This is a genomic window from Neorhizobium sp. USDA 3394, from assembly GCF_056280385.1.
Genome location: NZ_JBWCDU010000001.1, coordinates 3,435,406 through 3,451,438, shown reverse-complemented (window position 1 = coordinate 3,451,438; position 16,033 = coordinate 3,435,406). Strand labels below are relative to the sequence as shown.

The following is a 16,033-nucleotide window of genomic DNA, read 5'->3' as shown; positions in this document are numbered from 1 at the left end:
TTCCTCCCGGAAACTGGCACTATCGAGGCCCGACCGCCCGGTTGCCGGAGCCTGCCGCGTATCGAAATCGTGCTCCGTTAACCTTTTGTTGACCATATTCCCCGAGCCTTGCCATCCACGCATCACGCGTTCGGTCCCGTGACAGCAAGGAGAAGAGCATGACGCTCGTAACATTGCCAAACAAGATCATGCGAAACAGCCATCACACGCTTCTGGTTATGCGCGACGGCGGCACATGCCAGGCCGTCTGCGTGGTCAACGACGGCAGGATCGGCGACGTGCGCTCGAAGCTGGGTCTCATCGAGACGATCGCCAACAGAAAGCTCGATCACGGCGAGGTAGCCTTCGACGGGCGCGTCTGGATTACCCATTCCGACATGCCGCGCCCGCTGCATGCGGGGCGCCACTGACGATGGCTGGAGCTGGCAGGACGGCATGGTAATCCCTTGGCGATCCGAATATTTACAGTTCGGACGGGGCGCTGAAAGCTGCCTCGTAAGATAGGTAATAAGTGACACCTCTCAGCGCCCCGTTCGGCTGTTTATGCCCGCGACTTCGGCCCCTCTGCCGTGGCCTTCCCGGACGATGTTCGTCTGACCCGTGGCGCCCGTCCGAATCCTCGTCCTCGGGTTAAACCCGAGGACTTATCGGCAAGGCTTCCACAGGTCTCCGCCGGTTTCTTCCGATTCCCTCGGGTTAATCCCGAGGTTCGAACGGACTTGTGAAAATCCGGCGAAACCATCCGGTTAGCCACCCTGTGTGCCGCACAGGCACGCCCGGCGCGCTGTTTCGGGCTTCAAGAGACGAAGGCTCGGTCCGTTTGCCTCCGTCTCTCCCCGTGTCGCCGGAGGGAGACCATTTTCCGCGAACCCCGGATGGAAGGACTTACGTCGTTTCCTGCCACCCGACGCCGGTCCCGCCTCGCCGGCACGCCTGCCGGTGTATCCGTGACGGAACGGGGGGATTGTAGGCCCGGTTGGGAGGGCGGGGATGCAAAGGAGGCTAAGTGCTTGATAGGGCTGACGGGGAGGTGCCCAATATGCCCCGATAGGTGGATCCTCGGGTCAAGCCCGAGGATGACGACTTCGGGTGTTGTGCCCTCTCGTCCGTCATCCGCCGCCCTCTCCTCCGTCATCCTCGGGCTTGACCCGAGGATCCAGTCGCCGTGCGGGCGCACGACGACACCCGGGCGTTGCACCTGGAAGGGTGCGTAAGGAGAACAGCCATATCCGGCCTCCGAGCAAACCCGAGGGCCGGATATCGGGGAGGGGATCAGCGGAAGAGGTCGAGAATGCGCTTCGACTGTTCGTTGACGATGCTGAGGCCGATCGTCTGGAGTTGCTGCTGCACCTTGGTGGCGGCAAGCTTGACGGCGCTCTCCTCCATGTTGGCATCGACGAGGCGCCCGACGCCGCGGTCGATCGCGTTCTGCAGCTTGGAGAGGAATTCCGTATTGGCACTGATGCGGCTCGACGTGGAGCCGAGCTTGGCGCCGGCGGAGGTGAGGCTCGAGAGCATGCTGTCGGCGGCGGAGATCATGCCGTCCAGCTCGTCTTCGGTCGTCGAATTCGAGATCTTGATTTCGCTGGCGGTTGCCGATCCCTGCGATCCCGTATCGAGAAGGTAATATTCGTAAGGAGTGCCGTTCTCCGTCGTGCCCGAATAGGCCTTGGTCAGAAGGCCGTTGGCCGCATCGCCGCTGCTGGTCAGCGTCGTCGCGGCGGTATCGAAATCGATCGTGTTGAGGGACGTGGAGCCGTCCGGGCTGGTCGATGCGGACGCAAGCAGCGACTTGATGCCCGGTGCTCCGGCCGAACTCAGCCAGTTCTCGCCGTTGAAGGAGGACGATTCGGCGACCGTGCCCAGTTGCTCCTTGAGCTGACTGATCTCCGCATTGATGGCGTCGCGGTCCACGCCCGGCGAACGCGCCAGGATGAGTTTCGCCTTGATCTCGGAAACGAGGCTGGTTGCGGCCTCCATGCCGAGCGAAGCCGTATCCGTCATCGCGGCGGCAAGGCCCGATGCGTCCCCGACTGCCGAAAGCGACATGCCCGTGGAACGCATGGAGGTGGCGATCGACCAATAGGCGGCGTTGTCGGATGCCGTATTGACCTGCCGACCCGTTGCCACCTGGACTGTGTTGCGTTCCAGCGCCTTGGCGGAACCGGTCAGCAATAACAGCGCAGAGGCCGCCGACTGATTGTAAGAAATGCTGCTCATGAAGCGTCTCGCAGGTGGGTAGGACACGTTACGGGCTCAGGCAGTGAAGATCGGCATCATGCCCTTGAGCTGTCGCCGCGTTGGCGCACGAACCCATCACCTGCATTGACGTTGCATGAGCGAGCTTTCAAAGCATTTGCAGGATTTATTAAGGTTTTAGTGATTGGCGGATTTTTTGAGGGGCGGGGGCGGCGATAAGATCAAACCGCATCGTCAGAACTGGCGATACTTTGCAAGCGGCAGGCCGTGTTTCTCGACATACTCATTGTGAAACCGGATTGCTTCGGCACTTTCCAGCCGCCAAAGGCGCTCCCGGTCGGCTTTGAGGGCCTTGGCGATGCCTTCCTCGGCGGCCTGCGAGAGGTCAATCTTCAGCGCGCGAGCCTCGGCAACAAGGTTGCCGTCTAACAAAAGCCTAGTCGATTTGCGGGCGGGCTGGGACATTCCAACCTCCAAGTTCATGCGCAAAATATATGCACATGAACGGTCATTGGAAAGATCAGTCGTCCTTCATCTTCAGCGCGGCGATGAACGCTTCCTGCGGGATATCGACCTTGCCGAACTGCCGCATGCGCTTCTTGCCTTCCTTCTGCTTGTCGAGCAGCTTGCGCTTGCGGGTGGCGTCGCCGCCGTAGCATTTTGCGGTCACGTCCTTACGCATGGCGGAGATCGTTTCGCGGGCGATCACGTTGCCGCCGATCGCCGCCTGGATCGGGATCTTGAACATGTGCCGCGGGATCAGGTCTTTCAGCTTCTCGCACATGTCGCGGCCGCGCTTTTCGGCCGCCGAGCGGTGGACCAGCATGGAGAGCGCGTCGACCGGCTCGCCGTTGACCATGATCGACATCTTCACGAGGTTGCCCTCGCGATAGCCGTGCAGATGGTAGTCGAATGAGGCATAACCCTTGGAGATCGACTTCAGGCGGTCGTAGAAATCGAACACAACTTCGTTGAGCGGCAGCTCATAGGTGAGCATGGCGCGCTTGCCGACATAGGTGAGTTCGGTCTGGATGCCGCGCCGGTCCTGGCAGAGCTTTAGGATGCCGCCGAGATAGTCGTCGGGCGTCAGGATCGTCGCCTTGATCCATGGCTCGCGGATTTCGGAGATGCGGACGACATCCGGCATGTCGGCCGGATTGTGCAGTTCGCGCTCGGTGCCGTCGCTCATCGTCAGCTGGTAGACGACCGAAGGTGCGGTGGCGATCAGGTCGAGGTCGAACTCGCGTTCCAGGCGTTCCTGGATGATTTCGAGATGCAGCAGGCCGAGGAAACCGCAGCGGAAGCCGAAGCCGAGCGCTGCCGAACTTTCCATTTCGAAGGAGAACGAGGCGTCGTTGAGGCGCAGCTTGCCCATCGCGGCGCGCAGGTCCTCGAAATCGGCCGCATCGACCGGGAAGAGGCCGCAGAACACCACCGGCTGAGCAGGTTTAAAACCGGGAAGGGCCTTGGCGGTCGGGCGCTTGTCCTCGGTGATCGTATCGCCGACGCGGGTATCGGCCACTTCCTTGATCGAGCCGGTGAAGAAACCGATCTCGCCCGGGCCGAGGCTGTCGACGGCCAGCATCTTCGGGGTCAGAACGCCGACGCGCTCCACCTGGTATTTGGCGTCGGTGCCCATCATGCGGATGGTCTGGCCCTTGGTCAGCACGCCGTCATGGATGCGCACCAGAACCATGACGCCGAGATAGGTGTCGTACCAGCTGTCGACCAGCAGTGCCTTCAGGGGCCCTGTTGCGCCGAGTTCGCTCTTCGGCGGCGGCAGCTGGTGGACGATCGCTTCCAGCACGTCCGGGATGCCGAGGCCGGTCTTGGCCGAGATCAGCACGGCCTGCGACGCGTCGATGCCGATCACTTCCTCGATCTGTTCGCGGATGCGGTCGGGTTCGGCGGCCGGCAGGTCGATCTTGTTGAGGACGGTGACGATCTCGTGGTTGTTGTCGATCGCCTGGTAGACGTTGGCGAGCGTCTGGGCCTCGACGCCCTGAGATGCATCGACGACCAGAAGCGACCCTTCGCAGGCCGACAGCGAACGCGAGACTTCATAGGCGAAGTCGACATGGCCGGGCGTGTCGATCAGGTTCAGGATATAGGTTTCGCCGTTGTTCGCCTTGTAGTGCAGGCGCACGGTCTGGGCCTTGATGGTGATGCCGCGCTCGCGCTCGATATCCATCGAGTCCAGCACCTGTTCCGACATGTCGCGCTCGGCAAGGCCGCCGGTCGTCTGGATCAGCCGGTCGGCGAGCGTCGACTTGCCGTGGTCGATATGCGCCACGATCGAGAAGTTGCGGATATGGTCAAGCGGAGTGCGGGTGGAATTGGTGCTCATGGCTCGCGCATATAGCAGCGCGAATCCCTGTCGCAAAGCGGAAAGATAACCTTTCGTTGAGGATAAAGCCCGGCGGCCTGGGCTATTTGGCGGGTATTTCCGCCTCCGGGTCGGTCATGATGGAAGCGTTCGGGAACTGGGCGCTCCGCACTCCGCAATTCTCCCGCTCGTCGGCAGGCACGCCCTCGCGTTCCTTGAGGCGCCAGACGACGTAGGCTGCATAGGCGATCGCCACCAGGATCACCGCGTAGATGAAGGTGTGCTGGCCGAAAGCCGGGGTGAGCAGCGTCACGCCGAGGGGGACGATGGTGGCCGCCGTCGACCAGGCCACCAGCAGCGTCGAGGAGAGCGGCACGAAATCGCCGGGGTCGGCCCGGTCGTTGGCATGCGCATTGGCGACCGAATAGACGGTCTCGACCGCGCCGCCGAAGACGAGGAAGACAAGCATCAGGATGATCATCATCGAGAAGGACACGAACAGCGCCGCAAAACCGGCCGCGACGATCAGTCCGCAGGTGATCAGCAGCACGAAACGGCGGTCGATGCGGTCCGAGAGCATGCCGAGCGGATATTGCACGAACAGCAGGCCAGTCTGCATCACCAGCATCAGCAGCGCCACATCGGTCTGCGCCACGTGATTGGTGGTGGCGTAGATCGGTACGAACCCCTGGATCACCATGGAAAGCCCGCCGGACGCGAGCACGCCGATCAGCCCGACCGGCGAGATGCGCCAGGCCATCTTGATATCGACATTGACATTGGCCGGCGCCGGCGGGTTCGGCAGGCGGGTGAGCCCGATCGGCAGGATGGCAAGCGCGGTGACGAAAACGACGGCGAGCGGCGCGAGATTGCCGTCCGTCGGAATGCGGCCGAACAGCCAGGCGCCGGCGCCAAGGCCCAGCACGAAGGCCATGTAGAAGAAGGACATCGCCCGGCCGCGCCATTCGTTCGAGGCGGCGTGGTTGAGCCAGCTCTGGGCGATGATGAAATTGACGTTGGAAGCCGCACCGTAGACGCCGCGCGCCAAAACCCAGTAAAGCGGCGGCGGGTTGGTGGCGATCAGCACGGCGGCGATGATTACCATCGCCATCGAGCAGGAGAACAGCCGCGCATGGCCGACCCGGCGGATCAGCGGGCCGCCGACGAGGCAGCCGACCAGGCCGCCAAAGGCAAGCGTCGGCACGGCAGCGCTGGCGGCCCAGGCGTCGCCCGTCTGAGTCAGCACGAAAGGAACATAGGCGGACATGATGCCGCTGCCGACGGCGGCGATCGTCATCGAGACGACGATGCTGGCGATCGACAGGGGCGACGCCGTCTCGATTGTCTGACCGTTCATCTGATCCCCCCGCAAGCACGGCCGTCGGCAGTTCCTGCCGACTTGAAGCCCGATGATTCTCCATAGCCGATGGACCATGACAGGAGCTATCGCGGAAGCGCCATCGCTTGTAAAATTCGACAGTTCCATCATAGTACCACTTGATTCCATGATAAGAGAATGCAATTCTCAAATCATGGAAACGACGGATCATGACATCGAGAACGCCATCAGCGAGCGGCTGAAGAGCTTGCGGGCCCGCGCCGGATTGACGCTGGACGAGCTGGCGAGCCGCTCCGGCGTCAGCCGCGCGATGATTTCGCGGATCGAGCGGGCGGAGGCGAGCCCGACCGCGGCGCTGCTGGCAAGGCTGTCGGAAGCGCTGGGCCTCTCGCTCTCCGCCTTCTTCGCCGATGATGAACCGCAGAACTCGCCGCTCAGCCGCAGGGCGGAACAGAAGCTGTGGCGCGATCCGCATACGGGTTATCTGCGCCGCTCGGTTTCGCCGCCGGGCACGCCGAGCAGGGTCGATATCGTTGAGGTGGATTTCCCCGCCCATGCGCGTGTCAGCTTTCCGCCGCGCGAGGAAAGCCGGGTGATGACCCAGCATGTCTGGCTCTTCGAGGGCGTGCTGGAGATGATCATCGGCGAAACCGTCCATAGGCTGCATCCCGGCGACTGCCTCTACATGGATATCGGCGACGCCTTCGACTTCCACAATCCATCCGACCAGCCGGCCCGTTACGCCGTCGTTCTCGACCGCGGCCGCTGAACCCTTTCAAGACGCCAGGAGCCTTTTCAAGATGACCGTCACCATCCGCATCCTCAATGCCGGCGAAACCCGCGCCGCGATCGGCGATCTCTCCGAGACCCTGTCCGACTGCGTCAACGGCGGGGCTTCGCTCGGCTTCATGCTGCCCTTCGGGCCGGAGGACGCGGTCGGCTACTGGCAGGAGATTGCCGATGCGGTCGAAAAAGGCGGCATCATCCTCGCGGTGGCCGAAGTCGAGGGTAAGGTTGTCGGCACGGTACAGGTGGGCCTTGCCTCGAAGCCGAACCAGCCCCATCGCGGCGACCTGATGAAGCTCCTCGTGCATCGCTCCGCCCGCGGGCTCGGCCTGTCGCGCAAGCTGATGGAGGTGGTTGAAGCGGAAGCCGCACGGCGCGGCCGCACGCTTCTGGTGCTCGACACGGCGACCGGCAGCGATGCGGAAAAGATCTATCCGCGCTTCGGTTGGGAGCGGGTCGGCGTTATTCCGGATTATGCCCTGTGGCCGCAGGGCGGTTTCTGCGCCACCACGCTATTCTACAAAAGGGTTGCTTGAGGGCGAAATAAAAATCCAGCAACACGGGTCCCTCCACCTCGATTTATTCTTGCAAATCAGGACATATGAATGGGCGTCGTTGATCAGGCGCTATCATGGGGGACTTCATGCTGACTTTTAATTCGCTGCCGGCGATGCGCCGCGCAGCCCTGGTGGTTCTGACTGCAACCATCTGCTCCACGGCCGGACAGGCGCTGTCCGCGGACGTGAGCTTCGTGATGCGAAACGAACATCCGAATGCCGTCGAGGTCGAACTTTACAGCCAGGACCGCAAGCATGTCTGGCCGGGCGGCAACCAAGTCTACTATCTGGATGATGGCGAATCCAAGCAGATCCATCTCTCCTGCAAGCAGGGCGAGAACATCTGCTACGGAGCTTGGGTCTCCGGCGACAAGCAGACCTATTGGGGCACAGGCCCGAACAACAAAGAGAGCTGCGAAGACTGCTGCTACGTCTGCGAAGGCGGCGAGACCGAGGAAATCAACCTGGTCGAGTAGGCAGGTCTGAAACAGGATCGGCCGCTCAGTCGGCCGATCCCTTCGGCTCAGCGGTTTTCTTCAACTGCCGTAAACGGGGCGATGGCTGTTTCCAGCGTCATCCCCGCTTTCCAATGAACCGCATTCCAGCCGAACAGGCGGGCCGCCTCGACATTCTCCAACGTGTCGTCGAGGAAGACGATGTCTTCTGGCCGTGCGCCCACTTCCGTGGTGGCAAGGCGGAAAAAATCCTGCGCCGGCTTGCGATGGCCGAACTTGGCGGAATAGAACATGCCGTCGAAATGGCGGGCGAGGCCGAGCTCATCCATCAAATAGGCGGCGCGCCGATGTTCCTGGTTGGTGGCGAGATAAAGCGCCAAGCCGGTTTCTCGGAACGCGGCAAGATCGTCGAGCAGCTTGTGGTCCAGCCGGGAATCGTTTTCGAACCAGTACCGGAGCAGCGTTTCCGCTTCGAGATGCGGGGCGATCTCACGAAGCACCGCGGTGAGGCGACGCTCGATCGGCTCCCGGCCGGTGACGATGTCCGGCCAGAAAGGCTTGAAGAATTCCCGCTGCCACACGTTCAGCGGCAGGCCGAGATCCCGTTCGAGATCGGTGGCGAACGGCAATCCGTCGGCGGGACGCCCGTGAACGAGCACGCCGTCGACATCGACCATCAGAATTTTCATTGTTTATTTTCCAGATCTGAAAACGGGCATATTTTTTGGACGCCGCTTCCTACCGGTGGATGATATCCGGATGATGACGTCCAGCGGATGCATTGCCCGATCCGCTGAACGAAGAAAACCCGAAGATCGCGCTTTTCGCTCAGCGGCCGGGTTCGAGGCCTCGCTCGAAAGCCGCAACGATGAGGCCGGTCAGTTCCCGGTGGATATCGGTCCGCGTTCGGCTGGAATTCTCGTCGCAGATCGGATCGGGTTCTTCGACGGATTTCAGGAACTCGGCCGCACCCGGTTTGCAGACGGGTAGGAAGCTGAAATGGTTGGCGCCGTTCACTTGCGCGTAAGTGGCGTTCGGGGCCTGTTTCGCCAGCGCGTCCGAAAGCACCGCGACCGGGATCTGCCCGAGGCTGCCGAGATTGATAAAGGCCACCGGAATATCGATGGCTCTCACGCTGCCGGCGGTGAAAGCCGTCGCAAGGCCGGGATCGACCATGACGGCCGCAGTGATGCGCGGATCGCGGTTCGATCGTTCGAAGCGTGTCCTGTTGATGCTTTCGAGATCGAATTTTTTGACCGCGACCTGCTCGCCATCGGCAAAACCGCGCCCGCCTCGGAACCAGATGCAGTCCATCATGGCCGGATAGTCGTCGCAATACCGTTTGTAGGCATCGAGATCGGCACGTGCACCGGCAAGCTCCATCGCCGTGCTGCCGCCGAGCGAGAAGCCGAGAACGCCGATATGCTCCGTGTCGATTGCCGCCTTCCAAGGGGCTTCGCCAGTCAATGCGGTGATGATGTCGGAAAGATCCTGAGTCCGTTCCCAGATCTTCGGTGTCGCGGCCGGTGTGGAATCGCCGCTCGTGGTGCCGGGATGGTTGGGACCGGCGACGATGAAGCCCGCCTCGGCGAGCTGGGTGGCAATCCAGGCCATGCCTTCGGCGCGGGAGCCGGAGCCATGGGATAGGAGCACGAGCGGAAAGCGACCGCTTTCGAGGGACGCGTTCTTCGATGCAGGCGATCCCTCGAAAATCCGGTTGTCGCCGATGGACGTCGTTTCGCCGTCACCCTTTGACGGATACCAGACGGTTACCGCAAGTGCCCGATCGTGTTCGGGCGAAACCACACTGATTTTCCGGACGCCGACGGGATCGGCAGCAAGGACCGGTGAACTGCTGATGCCCGCCAGCAGAAGAGCAAAAAAGCGAAGGATGGGTCGCATGGAAGCCTCGTTGATCTGAGAAACGAAGGCTGATCCCTGGCAGGAGGATGGCACGTTGGCGACCTCGATCACGTTCGAGGTCGTCCTCGAACGTGATCTTGTCCTGTCGCCTCAAGCCTTGGCGCGCTTTTCCGTCAGGAAATAGAGGAAGGCGATGACCGGCAGGGCGAGGCCGAGCGAGGAGGCAAGCAGCCAGCCACCTTCGGCAAAGGCCCAGGCGCCGACGGCCGAACCGATCGCGCCGCCGCAGAAGAAGGTCGCCATGTAGAGGCCGTTCAGCCGGCTTCTCAGGTCTGCGCCCAGATTGTAGATCGACCGCTGGCCGATCACGAGCGTCATCGTCACCCCGAAATCGAGCAGGATGGCGGCAAGCGTCAGCAGCGCGAGCGCGATGGTCGAGCCCTCCGGTGCGATATGGGTGATCAGGAAGGCGACGGCGACGGCGGCGATGCCGAAGATCGTCGCGGGCCGGCCAAGATCCCGGTCGGCAAGACGTCCGGCGATCGGCGAGGCGATGGCTCCCGCGACACCTGCAAGGGCAAAGAGCGCGATGCCGGCCTGGCTGAGCTGGAAGGCGGGGCCGGCGAGAACCAGCGGCGTCACCGTCCAGAACAGGCTGAAAGTGGCGAACTGGCAGGCCTGGTAGAAGGCACGGCGGCGCAGGACCGGCTGGGTGGCGTAAAGGCTGCCCATCGATGCGAGCAGGGCGAAATAGGAGAGCTTCGTCTGCGGCATGCGTTTCGGCAGCCGGGCGGCGAGCACGAAGCCGAGCACGACCATGACAGCTGCCGACAGCAAGAAGACGATGTGCCAGGAGGAGAACTCGGCAATGAAGCTCGAGACCGGCCGCGCCATCATGATGCCGATCATCAGTCCGCTCATGACATTGCCGACCACCCGGCCGCGATTGGCGTCGTTGGTCAGGCTGGCGGCGAACGGCACGATCATCTGGACCGCGGTGGAGCCGATACCGATCGCCAGCGATGCGGCAAGGAACGGCACCGACGCGGTCGACAGGCCGGCGCCGAGCAGCGCCACGGTGACGACGCCGATCATGGTGAGGATCAGCCGGCGGTTTTCGACAAGGTCGCCGAGCGGCACGACCAGCAGCAGGCCAAGGCCGTAGCCGATCTGGGTGAGGGTGACGATAAGGCCGGTTGCATGCGCCGGCAGGCCGATCGAAGCGGCGATCGGGCCTGCGAGCGGCTGGGAATAATAGAGATTGGCGGCGATGAGCCCGCAGGCCGCGGCCATCACGAAGGTCATGGCGGCGGATAGTCCCGATGCGGCCGCCGGCGTGGCCATCGTTGCGCTATTGGTGGTCATGAGAAGCTCCTTGGGAGGAAGGATCGGATAAAAATCAGTCGAGAAGTTTCATGGCCGTATCGACCACGGAAAAGGCACGGTCCCGGTTCGGCCCGGTCTTGCCCAGCACCCTCAGGCCCTGGGTGACCGAGAGCAGGACGTGGGCGGTGGTGACCGGGTCGATGGCCGGCGGAATGGAGCCATCCGCCTGGCCTTCGCGGATGAGCCCGTCGATCATGGCTTCGGTCCGGGCCATGGAGCGGTCGACCCGTTCGGCGGCTTCGGCATCGTAGACGGCAAGCTCGATCGCCGTTCCGACGACCAGGCAGCCGCGCCTGCCGCTTGCGCCATGCGAGGCCTCGGCATAGAAGCGCAGCATACGGGAAACCTTGTCGCGGCCGTTCTCGCCCTCGGTCAGTTCCTGTTCGAGAAGGGCGTTGCGGACCTGCTTGTAGCGGTCGAAGCTTGCGAGAAAGATCGCCTTCTTGTCCTTGAACGCCTTGTAAAGGCTGCCGGCGGCGAGCCCCATGGCATCCTTCAGCTCCGAGATCGAGGCCGCGTGATAACCCCTCTCGGAAAAGACGACGATCGCCTTGTCGAGCGCTTCCTCGATCTCGAATTCGCGGGGGCGACCCGGCGGGCGCGTCGCGGTGTTGATATCCATGATGCCGGCTTAATTTGGAAACGATCGTTCCCCAATAGAAGCATGTTTGCGTTTCGTCAAGAGCAAAGCCTGTTCGCGGCACGTGAAGCTTCGGTGTCGGTTGTCGCGCCGATCCGGACAATGAGCGGGGAACACTTGGCCTGCCGGGTGGTTACACCTCTGTCACCAACCCCAAAGCTGGAGGCAGACATGAGCAAGAGTGACGTAGAACAGGCCGTAAAACGCGCCGAACGCCAGGTCGAGAACACCAGTTCCGGTGGCCACCTGGGTGGCACCTATTATGGCCAGAACCCCGACGGCAAGACGGCATCGACGAACACGAATGTCGGCAAGAACCGTCCGAACACTGGCAGCAGCTAGAACGTCACCCCGATCAGGAGATTTGGAAAGCCCCGCCGCGTGCGGGGCTTTTTGTTATATGATCCCAAAATCCGGTTGCGAAAAAAAATCGGTTGGTGTGTCGGCAGGGAGGGGCCTCGCACGTCCTGGGTTCAAGGATGGCATTGCGATGTCGCGCGATCCGTCCGGATCTCGGAACCTGTGACACATGGGGAGTAGACATGAGCAGCAATTATCGTTGGGTCATCGTCGCGGCCGGCGCCCTGATGGGCTGCGTCGCCGTCGGCACGATGTTTTCGCTGGCCATCTTTCTGGATCCGATTGCCAGGGCGACCGGCTGGTCGCATGCCGGCATTTCGAGCGCGATGACGCTGAATTTCGTCGTCATGGGCCTCGGCGGCTTCATGTGGGGCACGTTAAGCGACCGTTTCGGGGCGCGCATCGTCGTGCTGATCGGAGCCGCACTTCTCGGCCTGGCGCTGGTGCTTGCCAGCCAGGCGCAGAGCCTCCTTGCCTTCCAGCTGATCTATGGCTGCCTGATCGGGCTTGCCGCGAGCGCCTTCTTCGCACCGATGATCGCCGTCACCATGTCCTGGTTCGACGAGCATCGCAGCCTCGCGGTCTCGCTGGTGTCGGCCGGCATGGGCATGGCGCCGATGACCATTTCGCCCTTTGCCCGCTGGCTGATCACGGCCTATGACGACTGGCGCCTGGCGATGCTCGTCATCGGCATCGGCGCCTGGATCCTGCTCCTGCCGACGGCTTTCCTGGTCCGCAATCCGCCGGTCGTTGCGGCCGCGGGCGGCATGGCGTCTGAAGCTCAGGCCGAAGGTGCCGGCATGCCGCTGTCGCTTGTGTTCCGCTCGCCGCAATTCCTGGTGCTCGGGTTTACCTTCTTCGCCTGCTGCGCGGCCCATTCCGGGCCGATCTTCCATATGGTCAGCTATGCGATGTTCTGCGGCCTGGCGCCGATGGCGGCCGTCAGCATCTACAGCGTCGAAGGGGCGGCAGGCCTTGGTGGGCGCATCCTGTTTGGGCTTCTGGCCGACAGGCTGGGCGTCAAGCCGGTGCTGATCGGCGGGCTGATGATCCAGGCGGCGGTCATCGCGGCCTATACGATGGCGAGCGATCTCAGCCAGTTCTACATGCTGGCGGTGATCTTCGGCGGCACCTATGGCGGCGTGATGCCGCTTTATGCGGTGCTGGCGCGGGACTATTTCGGGCCGAAGATCATGGGCACGGTGTTTGGTGCGGCGACCATGCTGTCGAGCATCGGCATGGCCTTTGGGCCGCTTGCGGGCGGCTGGGCCTTCGATCATTTCGCCAATTACGACTGGTTGTTCTTCGGATCGGCGCTGGTTGGCCTCGGGGCCGTGGCGATCGCTCTCGCCTTTCCGCCGCTGCCGCGCCAGCCGGCGCAGCTCCAGGCTGCCTGAGCAGCTCCCGGACTGTGAGCCACACAGCAAAAAGCCCGGAAAATTCCGGGCTTTTTGAAATTCAGTGATCGGCCGGGGCCTTGCGGCCCTTGGCTCGAGCAGGGGCCGGAGCTGGCTCCGCAGCTTCGCGTTCGAGACGAAGCTGCCTCAATTTCTCGGTTTTCTTTTCCCGCTGGCTCGCTTCCGCACTGATGATCGAGCGCGCGGTGTGATCTGTCGCAGCGGCTTTGTCGCGCGCGGAAAGCTTGATGGGATTGAAGAATTCGTCCTTGGTGGCGGCCATACTATCCTCCTTCCTGATGGGATGTCCGTGCGGTTGACTAATTATCCGCGCGCCGGACGGATCACTTTCTTAGGCGCCGGCAGGAGGCCTTCGCGCTGCATCTTCTTGCGCGCCAGCTTGCGGTAGCGGCGAACGGCTTCGGCCTTTTCGCGTACCCGCTTTTCGGAGGGCTTCTCGTAGGCGCTACGCGCCTTCATCTCGCGGAAGACGCCTTCGCGCTGCATCTTCTTCTTCAGCACCCGGAGTGCCTGCTCGACGTTGTTGTCTCTGACTAGAACCTGCAAACTAAATCCTTTCCATTGCGGGCAGATCCCGCGTTCGATCGAAGTGTTGAATCACTTGCCAATTCGAATGCTCGACGGCTTCAGCCACGGTCCGCTCGGAGCGTCGGCGGAAGCCTCGTCCTTCTTGGCGGACGATGCGGTCTCGGAAGTGTCGATATCGCTTTCGACGATCCGGCGCTCGAAATTCTCGCTGCCGAAACGTACCCGGTATTGGTTTTCACCGCGATCGGCTGCCGGCAAAAGGCCCACGACGCGGCATGTCCGGTCGCCAGTGGCGGTCCGGGTAAGGCCTGCCTTGAGGACGATGTTATCGCCTATGGCATAGACATTTGCGCTCATCGTGTTCTCCTTGGACCGGCCGAAGGCCGGGGCAAAACAAAAAGGCCGGGCGTTACCCCGACCTCTTCCCGTCATTCAAGCCGTCGCTGCCAGTACATCCGTGGTCAGCCGAGGCGAATGACATCCTTATGCGGCCCGGAGGTTGTCGGCCGAGCTCTTGCCGGACTTGCGGTCGCGAACGATCTCGTAGGAGATCTTCTGACCTTCCGTCAGGGAAGACATGCCGGCACGTTCAACAGCCGAAACGTGAACGAAAACGTCCGTCGCGCCGTCATCAGGCTGAATGAAGCCGAAACCCTTGGTGCTATTGAACCACTTTACGGTGCCAGTATTCATAACGATTTCCTTTCAATCGTTAGGGATTGCGGACAGTATTCCATCCGCTTTGATCGATATTTGAGAGGAAATCTGACTGAGCACCAGGCCCGTGAACAAAGGTCGCAAGCAATTTTCGATAGCGTCAATATAAGCTTTATCCGTTGATAATCAATGCTGCCGCGGAGATTTAATTTTCCGGGAGCTCAACGGTGATGCCGATTTTCTCTATCAACGGCATGATTTTACAATGCAATATTAAAATTAGCAACCGCCTTGGCCGGTTCGCAGGCCGGTGATGGCGCATTAACGACCGCTTTTCAGGTACCAAGCCCGGAGGTTCGCTCCGGGCTTGGTGCATTTAATCTGACGGCGACGGTCAGAGCGTGCCGGCGCGCTGCTGCGTCATCATGTAGGTGTCGTAGGAATATTCGGCGATCTGGGCCCAGAGATAGGCGTCCTTCTTGAACGCCTGCTGGCTGTCGTAGATCTTCTTGAAAGCCGGGCTCTTGGCCGAGAGTTCGGCATAGGTTTCCATTGCCGCCTTGAAGCAGACATCCATGATCTCGCGGCTGAAGGGTTTCAGGATCGCGCCTTCGGCGACGAGCTTCTTCAGCGCCGTGGCGTTATGGGCATCGTAATTGGCGAGCATGCTCATGTTGGCCGCGGCGCAGGCGTCGGTGAGGATCTGCTGGTAGCTCTTCGGCAGGCCCTTGAACTTTTCGAGGTTGAAGAAGGCATGCATGGCCGGGCCGCCTTCCCACCACGCCGGGTAATAATAATATTTGGCGACCTTAACGAAGCCGAGCTTCTGGTCGTCATAGGGACCGACGAATTCGGTGGCGTCGATCGTGCCCTTTTCAAGCGCGGCATAAACGTCGCCGCCGGCGATCTGCTGCGGCGTGACGCCGACCTTCTGCATGACCTGGCCTGCGAGGCCGGCGATGCGCATCTTCAGGCCCTTGAGGTCGTCGATCGTGTTGATCTCCTTGCGGAACCAGCCGCCCATCTGGGTGCCGCTATTGCCGGCGGGCAGGGCGTAGAGATTGCGCGGCGCCAGGAATTCGTTGATCAGGTCGTTGCCACCGCCGGCCGTGAACCAGGCATTGGTCATGCGGGCATTGAGGCCGAAGGGAATGGCGGTGCCGAGCGCAAATGCCGGATCCTGGCCGATGTAATAGTAGGAACAGGTATGGGCCATCTCGACCGTACCGTTGGCAACCGCATCGGCCGCCTGCAGCGGCGGCACGATTTCGCCGGCCCCGAAAGTCTGGATGGTGAACTTGCCATCCGTCGCGTTCTTCACGCTGTCGGCGATCTGGTTGGCGGCGTTGAAGATGATGTCGAGGCTTTTCGGGAAGGACGACGTCAGCCGCCAGTTCACTCTGGGGGATTCCTGGGCGAGTGCCGGAGCGGCGAGCGCGGTCGCAGCGGCTGCGCCGACCCCGGCCGTGGCGGCCTGCTTGAAGAAACGTCTGCGGTCCATGAAAGTCCTCCTTGAAGC

Annotated in this window: 19 protein-coding genes; 6 read left to right on the top strand and 13 right to left on the bottom strand. The window is 62.0% G+C overall.

What is annotated here, in order from left to right; all coding sequences use genetic code 11:
- Positions 1-158 precede the first annotated feature (158 nt).
- On the top strand, positions 159-410 hold the full coding sequence (locus ACZ9EJ_RS17085; protein WP_046609485.1) for a hypothetical protein: 252 nt from the start codon (positions 159-161) through the stop codon (positions 408-410).
- A gap of 862 nt (positions 411-1,272) precedes the next feature.
- On the opposite strand, the gene ACZ9EJ_RS17080 is transcribed toward ACZ9EJ_RS17085, so the two are convergent.
- The 4 genes from ACZ9EJ_RS17080 to ACZ9EJ_RS17065 form a co-directional block, all read right to left on the bottom strand.
- Positions 1,273-2,220 carry a flagellin N-terminal helical domain-containing protein gene (locus ACZ9EJ_RS17080; RefSeq protein WP_046639694.1) on the bottom strand — a complete coding sequence of 316 codons (948 nt, stop codon included), beginning with the start codon at positions 2,218-2,220 and terminating at the stop codon, positions 1,273-1,275.
- A 213-nt stretch (positions 2,221-2,433) separates the two neighbouring features.
- Positions 2,434-2,664, bottom strand: coding sequence for a type II toxin-antitoxin system CcdA family antitoxin (locus ACZ9EJ_RS17075; protein ID WP_046639695.1), 231 nt, complete (start codon positions 2,662-2,664; stop codon positions 2,434-2,436).
- Between the two features lie 55 nt (positions 2,665-2,719).
- Positions 2,720-4,546 carry a translation elongation factor 4 gene (gene lepA, locus ACZ9EJ_RS17070; RefSeq protein ID WP_007770491.1) on the bottom strand — a complete coding sequence of 609 codons (1,827 nt, stop codon included), beginning with the start codon at positions 4,544-4,546 and terminating at the stop codon, positions 2,720-2,722.
- 82 nt (positions 4,547-4,628) lie between these two features.
- Complete coding sequence (locus ACZ9EJ_RS17065) at positions 4,629-5,882, bottom strand: MFS transporter (protein ID WP_046639696.1); 1,254 nt, start codon at positions 5,880-5,882, stop codon at positions 4,629-4,631.
- A 175-nt stretch (positions 5,883-6,057) separates the two neighbouring features.
- Here ACZ9EJ_RS17065 and ACZ9EJ_RS17060 point away from each other — a divergent pair, with 175 nt between their 5' ends.
- The 3 genes from ACZ9EJ_RS17060 to ACZ9EJ_RS17050 all read left to right on the top strand — a co-directional run bounded on the left by ACZ9EJ_RS17060 (position 6,058) and on the right by ACZ9EJ_RS17050 (position 7,683).
- On the top strand, positions 6,058-6,633 hold the full coding sequence (locus tag ACZ9EJ_RS17060) for a helix-turn-helix domain-containing protein (RefSeq protein WP_046639697.1): 576 nt from the start codon (positions 6,058-6,060) through the stop codon (positions 6,631-6,633).
- 31 nt (positions 6,634-6,664) lie between these two features.
- Positions 6,665-7,186, top strand: coding sequence for a GNAT family N-acetyltransferase (locus ACZ9EJ_RS17055; protein ID WP_046639698.1), 522 nt, complete (start codon positions 6,665-6,667; stop codon positions 7,184-7,186).
- Between the two features lie 134 nt (positions 7,187-7,320).
- Positions 7,321-7,683, top strand: a complete 363-nt coding sequence (locus ACZ9EJ_RS17050; protein WP_046634163.1) for a hypothetical protein — start codon at positions 7,321-7,323, stop codon at positions 7,681-7,683.
- Between the two features lie 47 nt (positions 7,684-7,730).
- Here the strand turns inward: ACZ9EJ_RS17050 and ACZ9EJ_RS17045 are convergent, their stop codons facing one another.
- The 4 genes from ACZ9EJ_RS17045 to ACZ9EJ_RS17030 form a co-directional block, all read right to left on the bottom strand.
- Positions 7,731-8,351, bottom strand: coding sequence for an HAD-IA family hydrolase (locus ACZ9EJ_RS17045; RefSeq protein ID WP_046639699.1), 621 nt, complete (start codon positions 8,349-8,351; stop codon positions 7,731-7,733).
- Positions 8,352-8,490: 139 nt separating this feature from the next.
- Complete coding sequence (locus ACZ9EJ_RS17040; RefSeq protein ID WP_046639837.1) at positions 8,491-9,564, bottom strand: alpha/beta hydrolase family protein; 1,074 nt, start codon at positions 9,562-9,564, stop codon at positions 8,491-8,493.
- Positions 9,565-9,675: 111 nt separating this feature from the next.
- The gene (locus ACZ9EJ_RS17035) at positions 9,676-10,869 is read right to left on the bottom strand and encodes an MFS transporter (protein WP_370649698.1); all 1,194 of its coding nucleotides are present in this window, start codon (positions 10,867-10,869) and stop codon (positions 9,676-9,678) included.
- A gap of 55 nt (positions 10,870-10,924) precedes the next feature.
- Positions 10,925-11,533, bottom strand: a complete 609-nt coding sequence (locus ACZ9EJ_RS17030) for a TetR/AcrR family transcriptional regulator (RefSeq protein ID WP_046639701.1) — start codon at positions 11,531-11,533, stop codon at positions 10,925-10,927.
- A gap of 189 nt (positions 11,534-11,722) precedes the next feature.
- Between ACZ9EJ_RS17030 and ACZ9EJ_RS17025 the strand changes: the two genes are divergently transcribed.
- Positions 11,723-11,893: a hypothetical protein gene (locus tag ACZ9EJ_RS17025; protein WP_251090428.1), complete on the top strand. Its 171-nt coding sequence runs from the start codon at positions 11,723-11,725 to the stop codon at positions 11,891-11,893.
- A 200-nt stretch (positions 11,894-12,093) separates the two neighbouring features.
- A complete protein-coding gene (locus ACZ9EJ_RS17020; RefSeq protein WP_046639702.1) occupies positions 12,094-13,308 on the top strand; it encodes an MFS transporter in 1,215 nt (404 codons plus the stop codon).
- Between the two features lie 61 nt (positions 13,309-13,369).
- On the opposite strand, the gene ACZ9EJ_RS17015 is transcribed toward ACZ9EJ_RS17020, so the two are convergent.
- The 5 genes from ACZ9EJ_RS17015 to ACZ9EJ_RS16995 form a co-directional block, all read right to left on the bottom strand.
- Positions 13,370-13,591: a hypothetical protein gene (locus tag ACZ9EJ_RS17015; protein WP_046633939.1), complete on the bottom strand. Its 222-nt coding sequence runs from the start codon at positions 13,589-13,591 to the stop codon at positions 13,370-13,372.
- 41 nt (positions 13,592-13,632) lie between these two features.
- The gene (gene rpsU, locus ACZ9EJ_RS17010) at positions 13,633-13,875 is read right to left on the bottom strand and encodes a 30S ribosomal protein S21 (protein ID WP_037079713.1); all 243 of its coding nucleotides are present in this window, start codon (positions 13,873-13,875) and stop codon (positions 13,633-13,635) included.
- A gap of 51 nt (positions 13,876-13,926) precedes the next feature.
- The gene (locus tag ACZ9EJ_RS17005; RefSeq protein ID WP_037079707.1) at positions 13,927-14,214 is read right to left on the bottom strand and encodes a hypothetical protein; all 288 of its coding nucleotides are present in this window, start codon (positions 14,212-14,214) and stop codon (positions 13,927-13,929) included.
- 126 nt (positions 14,215-14,340) lie between these two features.
- Positions 14,341-14,550 carry a cold-shock protein gene (locus ACZ9EJ_RS17000; protein WP_007770461.1) on the bottom strand — a complete coding sequence of 70 codons (210 nt, stop codon included), beginning with the start codon at positions 14,548-14,550 and terminating at the stop codon, positions 14,341-14,343.
- 358 nt (positions 14,551-14,908) lie between these two features.
- Positions 14,909-16,015, bottom strand: coding sequence for a TRAP transporter substrate-binding protein (locus ACZ9EJ_RS16995; RefSeq protein WP_046627753.1), 1,107 nt, complete (start codon positions 16,013-16,015; stop codon positions 14,909-14,911).
- Positions 16,016-16,033: the final 18 nt, after the last annotated feature.

Excerpts from the sequence above, each read along its gene's own strand:
- ACZ9EJ_RS17085 (WP_046609485.1), top strand. The coding sequence starts at position 159 with ATGACGCTCGTAACATTGCCAAACAAGATCATGCGAAACAGCCATCAC.
- ACZ9EJ_RS17080 (WP_046639694.1), bottom strand. The coding sequence starts at position 2,220 with ATGAGCAGCATTTCTTACAATCAGTCGGCGGCCTCTGCGCTGTTATTG.
- ACZ9EJ_RS17075 (WP_046639695.1), bottom strand. The coding sequence starts at position 2,664 with ATGTCCCAGCCCGCCCGCAAATCGACTAGGCTTTTGTTAGACGGCAAC.
- lepA (WP_007770491.1), bottom strand. The coding sequence starts at position 4,546 with ATGAGCACCAATTCCACCCGCACTCCGCTTGACCATATCCGCAACTTC.
- ACZ9EJ_RS17065 (WP_046639696.1), bottom strand. The coding sequence starts at position 5,882 with ATGAACGGTCAGACAATCGAGACGGCGTCGCCCCTGTCGATCGCCAGC.
- ACZ9EJ_RS17060 (WP_046639697.1), top strand. The coding sequence starts at position 6,058 with ATGGAAACGACGGATCATGACATCGAGAACGCCATCAGCGAGCGGCTG.
- ACZ9EJ_RS17055 (WP_046639698.1), top strand. The coding sequence starts at position 6,665 with ATGACCGTCACCATCCGCATCCTCAATGCCGGCGAAACCCGCGCCGCG.
- ACZ9EJ_RS17050 (WP_046634163.1), top strand. The coding sequence starts at position 7,321 with ATGCGCCGCGCAGCCCTGGTGGTTCTGACTGCAACCATCTGCTCCACG.
- ACZ9EJ_RS17045 (WP_046639699.1), bottom strand. The coding sequence starts at position 8,351 with ATGAAAATTCTGATGGTCGATGTCGACGGCGTGCTCGTTCACGGGCGT.
- ACZ9EJ_RS17040 (WP_046639837.1), bottom strand. The coding sequence starts at position 9,564 with ATGCGACCCATCCTTCGCTTTTTTGCTCTTCTGCTGGCGGGCATCAGC.
- ACZ9EJ_RS17035 (WP_370649698.1), bottom strand. The coding sequence starts at position 10,869 with ATGGCCACGCCGGCGGCCGCATCGGGACTATCCGCCGCCATGACCTTC.
- ACZ9EJ_RS17030 (WP_046639701.1), bottom strand. The coding sequence starts at position 11,533 with ATGGATATCAACACCGCGACGCGCCCGCCGGGTCGCCCCCGCGAATTC.
- ACZ9EJ_RS17025 (WP_251090428.1), top strand. The coding sequence starts at position 11,723 with ATGAGCAAGAGTGACGTAGAACAGGCCGTAAAACGCGCCGAACGCCAG.
- ACZ9EJ_RS17020 (WP_046639702.1), top strand. The coding sequence starts at position 12,094 with ATGAGCAGCAATTATCGTTGGGTCATCGTCGCGGCCGGCGCCCTGATG.
- ACZ9EJ_RS17015 (WP_046633939.1), bottom strand. The coding sequence starts at position 13,591 with ATGGCCGCCACCAAGGACGAATTCTTCAATCCCATCAAGCTTTCCGCG.
- ACZ9EJ_RS17005 (WP_037079707.1), bottom strand. The coding sequence starts at position 14,214 with ATGAGCGCAAATGTCTATGCCATAGGCGATAACATCGTCCTCAAGGCA.
- ACZ9EJ_RS17000 (WP_007770461.1), bottom strand. The coding sequence starts at position 14,550 with ATGAATACTGGCACCGTAAAGTGGTTCAATAGCACCAAGGGTTTCGGC.
- ACZ9EJ_RS16995 (WP_046627753.1), bottom strand. The coding sequence starts at position 16,015 with ATGGACCGCAGACGTTTCTTCAAGCAGGCCGCCACGGCCGGGGTCGGC.